The sequence below is a fragment of the Mesorhizobium sp. M4B.F.Ca.ET.017.02.2.1 genome (genome assembly GCF_003998955.1).
GTDB classification, from domain to species: domain Bacteria; phylum Pseudomonadota; class Alphaproteobacteria; order Rhizobiales; family Rhizobiaceae; genus Mesorhizobium; species Mesorhizobium abyssinicae.
In genome coordinates this window covers 1-1,019 of sequence record NZ_RZOF01000644.1, presented here as the reverse complement: position 1 = coordinate 1,019, position 1,019 = coordinate 1, and the positions used below count along the sequence as shown (strand labels likewise).

Below are 1,019 nucleotides of genomic sequence, written 5' to 3'. Positions count from 1 at the left end.
GCCTTGGCAGCCGCTTCGGCGGCACGTGCTTCGTCGAGCCTGCGGAAGCGCTCCTGTTCCTCGGCCGTACGATGTTTCGCCACGCCCTTGTTGTGCTTGCCCTTTTCGCGGCCCGAGGCCGGGCTCTGGCTTTCGACCTCGCGTGCCAGCGGGTCGTCGGAGATGGCAAGCTCCATCTCGCGCAGCCGCTTGATCTCGTCGCGGACGCGGGCGGCCTTCTCGAAATCGAGATTGGCGGCGGCGTCGCGCATCTGCTTGTCCAGCGCCTCGAGATGGGTCTTCAGATTGTTGCCCATCATCGCACCGGCATCGTCGGTGAACTGCGAGATGTCGGCGCGGACATGGTCCTTCTCGTAGACCGAATCGAGGATGTCGGCGATGCGCGACTTGACCGATTCAGGCGTGATGCCGTTGGCGGCGTTCCACTCCATCTGCTTCTCGCGGCGGCGGTTGGTTTCCGCCATGGCGCGTTCCATCGAGCCGGTGATCTGGTCGGCGTAGAGGATGACCTTGCCGTCGACGTTGCGGGCGGCGCGGCCAATGGTCTGGATCAGCGAGGTTTCGGAGCGCAAAAAACCTTCCTTGTCGGCGTCGAGAATGGCGACGAAGCCGCATTCGGGGATGTCGAGGCCCTCGCGCAGCAGGTTGATGCCGACCAGCACGTCGAAGGCGCCGAGGCGCAGATCGCGCAGGATCTCGATGCGCTCCAGCGTGTCGATGTCGGAATGCATGTAGCGGACCCGGATGCCGTTCTCATGCAGATATTCGGTGAGGTCCTCGGCCATGCGCTTGGTGAGCACGGTGACCAGCGTGCGGTAGCCGGCCCTGGTCGTCTCGCGGATTTCGCCGACGACATCGTCGACCTGGCTCTTGGCCGGACGCACCTCGACCGGCGGGTCGATCAGGCCGGTCGGGCGGATGACCTGCTCGGCGAAGACGCCGCCGGACTGCTCCAGTTCCCAGCCGCCGGGCGTCGCCGAAACTGCGACAGACAGAGGACGCATGGCGTCCCATTCCTC

At 65.4% G+C, this 1,019-nt stretch carries 1 protein-coding gene; it reads right to left on the bottom strand.

Features of this window, described 5'->3' with window-relative positions:
• Positions 1 to 1,019, bottom strand: a 1,019-nt coding sequence (locus tag EN738_RS34570) for a helicase-related protein (protein WP_189606146.1), incomplete at both ends; no start/stop codon positions are given.